At 28.1% G+C, this 7234-nt stretch carries 8 protein-coding genes; 7 read left to right on the forward strand and 1 reads right to left on the reverse strand.

What is annotated here, in order from left to right; translation table 4 throughout:
* The first annotated feature begins 394 nt into the window (after window positions 1–394).
* The 7 genes from RDJ14_RS02470 (at window position 395) to RDJ14_RS02500 (ending at window position 6521) form a co-directional block, all read left to right on the forward strand.
* The gene (locus RDJ14_RS02470; protein ID WP_308149791.1) at window positions 395–769 is read left to right on the forward strand and encodes a PQ-loop domain-containing transporter; all 375 of its coding nucleotides are present in this window, start codon (window positions 395–397) and stop codon (window positions 767–769) included.
* 335 nt (window positions 770–1104) lie between these two features.
* Window positions 1105–2388 carry a methyltransferase domain-containing protein gene (locus RDJ14_RS02475; RefSeq protein WP_308149792.1) on the forward strand — a complete coding sequence of 428 codons (1284 nt, stop codon included), beginning with the start codon at window positions 1105–1107 and terminating at the stop codon, window positions 2386–2388.
* A 15-nt stretch (window positions 2389–2403) separates the two neighbouring features.
* On the forward strand, window positions 2404–3153 hold the full coding sequence (locus RDJ14_RS02480) for a protein phosphatase 2C domain-containing protein (RefSeq protein WP_308149793.1): 750 nt from the start codon (window positions 2404–2406) through the stop codon (window positions 3151–3153).
* A 100-nt stretch (window positions 3154–3253) separates the two neighbouring features.
* Complete coding sequence (locus RDJ14_RS02485) at window positions 3254–4249, forward strand: protein kinase (RefSeq protein WP_308149794.1); 996 nt, start codon at window positions 3254–3256, stop codon at window positions 4247–4249.
* A gap of 23 nt (window positions 4250–4272) precedes the next feature.
* Entirely contained in the window at window positions 4273–5148 is an 876-nt protein-coding gene (rsgA, locus tag RDJ14_RS02490; protein ID WP_308149795.1) for a ribosome small subunit-dependent GTPase A, read from the forward strand.
* A 22-nt stretch (window positions 5149–5170) separates the two neighbouring features.
* Window positions 5171–5851, forward strand: coding sequence for a ribulose-phosphate 3-epimerase (locus RDJ14_RS02495; RefSeq protein ID WP_308149796.1), 681 nt, complete (start codon window positions 5171–5173; stop codon window positions 5849–5851).
* The gene (locus tag RDJ14_RS02500; RefSeq protein WP_308149797.1) at window positions 5844–6521 is read left to right on the forward strand and encodes a hypothetical protein; all 678 of its coding nucleotides are present in this window, start codon (window positions 5844–5846) and stop codon (window positions 6519–6521) included. Before RDJ14_RS02495 ends, RDJ14_RS02500 begins: the two co-directional genes overlap by 8 nt.
* A gap of 167 nt (window positions 6522–6688) precedes the next feature.
* Here the strand turns inward: RDJ14_RS02500 and RDJ14_RS02505 are convergent, their stop codons facing one another.
* Window positions 6689–7078 carry a lipoprotein gene (locus tag RDJ14_RS02505; RefSeq protein WP_308149798.1) on the reverse strand — a complete coding sequence of 130 codons (390 nt, stop codon included), beginning with the start codon at window positions 7076–7078 and terminating at the stop codon, window positions 6689–6691.
* Window positions 7079–7234 lie beyond the last annotated feature (156 nt).

Raw genomic sequence — 7234 nt, forward strand, 5'->3', positions numbered from 1 at the left:
AATTAGCTAATTCATGTCATCCACATCCAACTTTATCTGAAGTTGTAATGGATATAGCTCAAGATTTAGATTTGAAATTAAATAGAAAGTAAATTCCGATATCCTTTAATTTTGCAGAAAAGTAGGAAAAAAATAAAAAAAAGTACCAACACGACCTAAAATTTGATTTTATTGAATTTTGGGTTTTTTATTTTTTATAGAGCAAATACTACTCATATCAAATAAATTTAGTTTAATTTATTTATTTGATATTATATAGCACATCTATTGAATAAAAAAGGAATTGAGTCTTTTAAAGATAAATTATTGATAATAGAATAATGACTACGGAAGTTTGTTACGCCCCCCTGAAAACACTAGGCGAAAAAGCTGGAACTTTGGAGGTAAATTCATAATGGGAGGTCAATGATGAATTGTAACAACGATTGGATTTATTGCTACTTTAATTGCAGTAGTAGCATTCTTTCCACAGTCATTACGAACAGTAAAAACTAAAAAAACTAACGGTATTTCTTTATCAACATTTATTATTTACACTATTGCTAACAGTCTTTGAGTATTATGAGGTGTATGTCACCTTGCATATTTTGGTGCTAGTGAATCAACAATCTTAATGAAAGATTTAGTTGTTATTTGTGCTAATACACCGTGTGCTATGTGATCAGGTATCATTCTAGGCATTAAAATTAATAATATGTACAAATATGGCGAAGATTGTAAAAAATGAAAAGGTAAAATTAATCTAAAACAAAATTCAAGTTTAGTTTAGTTACAATCAATAGTTTAATTTAAATTATATTTCTTAAAAATGCATCAATTGATGTATTTTTAATTATCCTGAGTTGTTAAATCCAAAGTCTGGACACATATAATAAAAAACATAATTTGCTAAATTTTCTTCTGGAGTGAAATAATGGGACATTATCAAAACCTATTCTTATTTACAATTCAGGTTTATTTCCTTTAAATAAGTACTTATTTAAACTCGCTTATATATGTAAAAAGTAATTATTTAACTCTATCCTCTCTGTTCCAAAATTTAAAAAAAATAATTTAAGTTATAATATATTTAACTAATAAAAAGGATATAGTGGGGTTAGAACAATGAATATACAAACTAGCGCATATAAAATTTTATTAAAAGTCATATTAGAAAAAGGTCACTGTAATGTCTTATTAGCAAACATGATGCAAGATAAAGATCTCTCTATGTTTGAAAAAGAACTAATTGAAAAACTAGTTTTTGGTACTTTAAAAAATCAAATTTATTTAGATTATATTTTAAACCAAATTTGATTACGTTTACAACCAACTGTCAGTATCCCCTTTGAATTAACAATCTTTCTATGAACAGTCCTTTATGAAATTTATTTCTTAGAAATTACTGACCGACAATTGTTTACTGAAGATATTTTAAATATCGTTAAGACAATTAATAAAAATATGGTTCATATTAGTTCGACATTATTAGAACTTTGCTTTGCTGAATTCAGATCAGAATTTAATTTACCAAAAGCCAAACGCAGTACCATCAGACTCATAAAACATAGTTATCCACAATGACTCTACAACCTAGTAGAATCACAATTTAGTACGAACATCGCTTTACAATTAATGAAAGATAATCTGAAACAACCATTAATTAGTTTTCGTGTTAACACCTTAAAAACAACAGTTCAACATGTGCTAACTAATGCTCATTACCAAACCTTTGGTTTTCAACCAAGTAATATCGTTTCCGATGGCATTATTAGTAATAAATCAATTTTCAATACTAAACTTTATAAAGAAGGAAATATTATTAAGCAAGACCAAGCAAGCATGATTGTGAGTCACATGCTTGCTCCTAAACCTTATGATGAAGTTTTAGATATGTGTGCAGGGATTGGTTCAAAAACTGCCCATATTGCAGCCCTTATGACTAATAAAGGTACGATTATCGCTACCGATATTAATGCCAATCGTTTGAAAATTGCTCATCAATATTTAATTAAACTAGGAGTAACTAACACCAATATCATAGTTTGCGATGCTATTACCTTTAATTTTAAACAAAAGTTTGATAAAATTTTAATTGATGCCCCAAGTACTGCTTCAGGACTAATTAAACGCAAACCAGAAGTTAAATTAATTAACTGAAGCAAAGAAGAAATTGATAGTTTAATTACTGTTCAAACACAACTACTAGAAAAAGCATATCATCAATTAAAACCACAAGGCATATTAGTATATGTAACTTGTACTTTTAACATCGAAGAAAATCAAAATCAAATTGAAACATTCATTAAAAAATTCTCTAAAATGACGATTATTGAAGAACGACAAATCTTTGGCTTTCATGAAGGAACAGATGGCTTCTACATTTGCAAGTTAAAAAAAGAAGTATAGAGATGAGTGGTAACTATGAAAATAATTGCTAGTTACAAAACTGATATTGGTAACTATCGTAAAAATAATCAAGATGCTGCTTTATATATTGAAAATAAAACTGGACAAAGTTTAGCTGCTGTCTGTGATGGCTTAGGTGGCCACAAGTGTGGAGAAATTGCCAGTAACATGGCTATTAAGATGTTAAAAAATGTTTTTCAAACGACAGATTTTAATAAATTAAAACACGATATGCAAATTCATGCTTGACTACAAGTACAAATTGATACCATTCATGAAGCTATGTATGAGTATAGTTTATCCAATCATGAAGCAATGGACATGGGAACGACAATGGTCATTGTCTTAATTGCTAATAATAAAGCTTACTTAGTTAATATTGGTGATTCACGAATTTATTTATTTAATGAAAATGGTTTAAAACAACTAACTGTTGACCATAATGTTTTAAATTTATATTTAAAAACTCAACAAGAAGAACAACAAGAACTAGTAGATTTAAATCAAACTTATTGAAAAGCATTAACGAGTGCCTTAGGACCATCTAAAACTTTAAAAACTGATATTTTTCATTTACCAATTTTCACAAATACTTATTTTTTATTAACAAGTGATGGTGCTCATGACTTTCTAGAAAACCACGAAATTACTAGTATTTTAATGAAAAAAGTTAGTCCTAATATCAAAGTTAAGCTATTAATTAAACAAGCACTAAATAATGCTTCAACTGATAACGTAACAGTATTATTAATAGAAATTAATTAACAAAAAAGTTCTTTTTAAGTAATTGTGATATAGCAATATAAATACATTTTAATGTAAAATATATTAGACGACAATTAAAACTAGAGTATTGGTGAATCTAATGGCAATAAATAAAATCTTAAACAACCGCTATCAAGTTACTAAACAAATCGGTGCTGGTGGCATGGCTAAAGTTTATGAAGCTCATGATAAATTTTTAGACCGTAAAGTGGCCCTTAAAATTATTAATCCTATTTCCCCATTAGATGATTTGATTAAAGAACGATTTTTACAAGAAATCAATGCTGTAACACGTATTAAACACCCTAATGTCATTTTAGTTTATGATGTTTTTATTGATAAAGCTGACTGATGTTTAGTATTTGAACTACTAGAAGGTAAAACTTTAAAAGAATATTTAACTACTAATTCGGTCTTAGGAGTTAGCGAAGCAGTGGCTATTACTCAAGAAATTTTAAAAGGAATTAATGCTTGTCATGTAGCAGGTATTATTCACCGTGATTTAAAACCAGAAAACATCATTCTAACAGCCAGCGGTGCAATCAAAGTTTTAGATTTTGGAATTGCTGTCATTGATAATTATGAAGTAAAAAAACATGCTAATCAAGTTGTTGGGACTATGAAATACATTGCTCCTGAAGTAGTTCGCTTTCAACAACCAACGACACAAAGTGATATTTACGCGATGGGAATTATCTTATATGAACTATTAATTGGTGAACCACCATTTTTCCATAAAAATCCCCAAATTTTAGCATCTAAACATATTAAAGAACCCATGCCCTTAGTTCGTAATATTAATAATAATATCCCCCAAAGTTTGGAAAATATTATTATGAAAGCCACTTGTAAAACCGTTGCTGGTCGCTACCAAATGATTGAAGAATTACAAATCGATCTTGCTACTTGTTTAGAAAGTGCACGTAAAAATGAAAAGCGAACTAATAAAACACAAGTCATAATTCTCAAAAATAAAACAGTTAATCTCAATGTTGATAAGTTAAAACAACCCTTCTATGCTAAAAGATGATTTTTATTTATTTTAATTATCATAATTTGCGGTTTAATTGGTGTTATGATTACATTATTAGTCTAATACTTAAGGAAAGGAACTAAGCAATGCATTTCCAACAAGCAATCGTTATTAACGTTGCTAATAATTTTGTTGATGTGGCCATTAATCAAATTATTCATCGTTGTTTAATTAGAGGTAATCTGAAGTTTAGCAAACCTAGAATTTTAGTTGGTGACTATGTTGAAGTCAATTTTTCAGATCCAGATTATCCATTAGTTGAAAGGATTTTACCACGCATTAATGAACTATATCGCCCTAGTATCGCCAATGTTGACCAAGTATTAATTGTTAGTGCTTTAGTGCAACCGGCGTTTAGTAGTTTTTTACTAAACAAGTTACTAACGATTTTTAATTTCTACCATTTAGCAATGATTTTAGTTTTCACAAAAACGGACTTAGTAACTAAAGACCATGAAGTATGAACTAAAGTCCAAGCCTATCAAGATTTAGGAATCCAATCAATATTGCTTTCTAATGTTACTAAACAAGGCTTACAAGATTTAAAACAAGTTTTTCCTAATAAACTATCACTTTTAACTGGTACATCAGGTGTTGGAAAAAGTACAACTTTAAATAGCTTAGATAAAGATTTAAAATTGTGAACACAAAATATTTCTGTTGCTTTAAATCGTGGTAAGCATACGACAACTAAATCACGGTTATATTTTTGTCTTGGTGGTATTATTGCTGATACGCCTGGTTTTTCCGTTTTTCAACTGCAAGGTCTAACTAATGTTGATATTGCTACTAACTTTCCTAGCTTCAATAACATTTGACAAAAATGCAAATTTCGCACTTGTTTACATCAACAAGAACCAGAATGCGCTATTAAATTAGCTGTGAAAAATAAAGTTATTTCGACATTTTTTTATGAAGATTATTGTAAAATTTTAGGAGAGTTTCAACATACTAAAAAATAATTTATGGAGGTAATAACATTATATGAAAACTAATGTTACGATTGCAGCTAGTGTCTTAACAGCTAACTATTTATCTTTAAAAGATGATTTAACAAACTTACAAAAAGCAGGAATTAATTGAATTCATTTTGATGTCATGGACCATCATTTTGTCCCTAATTTAAGTTTTGGTCCGAAAATCTTAAGTGATATTTGTCAATTTAGTCCTAATTTTAATCTTGATTGTCATTTAATGGTTAAAATCATAACACCCAAAGTTCATGATTATTTAAAACCATTTATGTTACCGCAAGTAAAAAACATTACTTTACACTATGAAGCATTAACAACAGAACAACTAACAGAATTTTTGATGTGAAAAGAGCCAGGATTCAAAAAAGGTTTAGCTATTAATCCAGAAACTGCTATTTCTAAAGTCTATGAACATTTACCATATCTTGATACTATTTTAATTATGAGTGTCAAACCAGGTGCTGGTGGTCAAACATTCATTGCTGATAGTACTAATAAAATTAAATCATTAGTAAAACATATTGCTAATAATTTTCCTAATTTAACGATTGCTGTTGATGGGGGTATTAATGATTTAACAGCCTCTGCTTGTATTAATGCTGGTGCTAATTATTTAGTAGCAGGTAGTTATTTATTAAATAGTAGTAATCCGATTAAAATGCAAGTGGATAAGTTATTTTTTTATGAATAAGGATAACTTTCGACAATTAGTAATTGTTTGTCGTGATTATAAAATTGATTTTAACCAATTTATTAATCCCATTTATGTGGGGGTGGAAACTGGGATTATAAATTTATTAAAGCATAATAAAACGATGGCTTTTATTTGTGGAGACAATGACACGATTACAAAACAACAATTATCAAAAGTAATTAAAGATAAGAAAAATTTGCACTTAGAAAGCATTGTTTTTAATAGTGTCAAAGACCAACTTGACAGTGAACTAGCAATTATATTAGCTTTAGAACGAAAACTAAATTTTCAACAAATTGTGTTAGTAGCAGATGGCACACGTTGAGATATGTTAATGGCAAGTATTAATATTTGTTTGAAATATCAACAATATAATCTAATTTTAGTCGGAGAAAATAATTATTGTTTTATGTTAAAAAATAATCAACACTATACCTTTACCCAACACCAACTTACTTATGATTATATTTCTTTTTTTAATTATGGCATCCAACCAGTTATTTATAATTTTAGTGGTTGTAAATATTACCCTAATCAAGACATTATCATTAATGCTAATGATACTCAATCATTTAGTAATGAATTTTTAATCTTGCCTAATCAAACTCCTAATTTAAAAATTAAACAAGGTAATTGCTTAATATTTTTACATAAAAATATTCGGTAATGATATAGGAAAATCAAATTTATTATATATAAAAAGTGAACACTTATAAAAAACTTCACCACAAAAAAAGAATTGCTTTGTGTCTATTTTTTTATTATAAGTGTTCATTTTTTCAAAAGGTAATTAATCAGTTATAAGTTAAACTTTATAGTATGACCAAGTCTATTTTATGATTTATATAATTTTGTTGATATGGTAGAACCAGAACCAGAAACAGCAAGTGCATAAATAGTTCCATTCACAACTCTTAAATCATTAATATTGTCAAGAATTCCGGTAGTTACTACTTCAGTAAAGTCTGTGCCATTTGTAGACTTATATAATTTTATTGGTGCAGTAGGGTCAGAATCAGAATCAGCAAGTGCATAAATAGTTCCATTCACATTTATTAATCCACTAAGGTGACCAGCAATTCCGGTGGTTACTACTTCAGTAAAATTTTTTGAATCTGGTGTTGGTACTGGGGATGCGTTAGATTTAGTTCCACATGCAACAACATTTGTACTTGCTGTTGTTGCTATAAATGTTGTCACTAAAATAGATAATATTTTTTTCATATTTTAAATACCTCCTGATATTTTATTTGTTAATTATACTTAAAAATCGGGTGAATAAAGTTAATGGTTAGATTTAATAAAATATAAATGAGAGATAATACTCTCATTTTTAATTGTTAAACAATTATAATTAATTATTTTGATATATCTGTACTT

Origin of the sequence: Spiroplasma sp. AdecLV25b, from assembly GCF_030913225.1 — a bacterium.
Lineage (GTDB): Bacteria > Bacillota_I > Bacilli_A > Mycoplasmatales > VBWQ01 > Spiroplasma_E.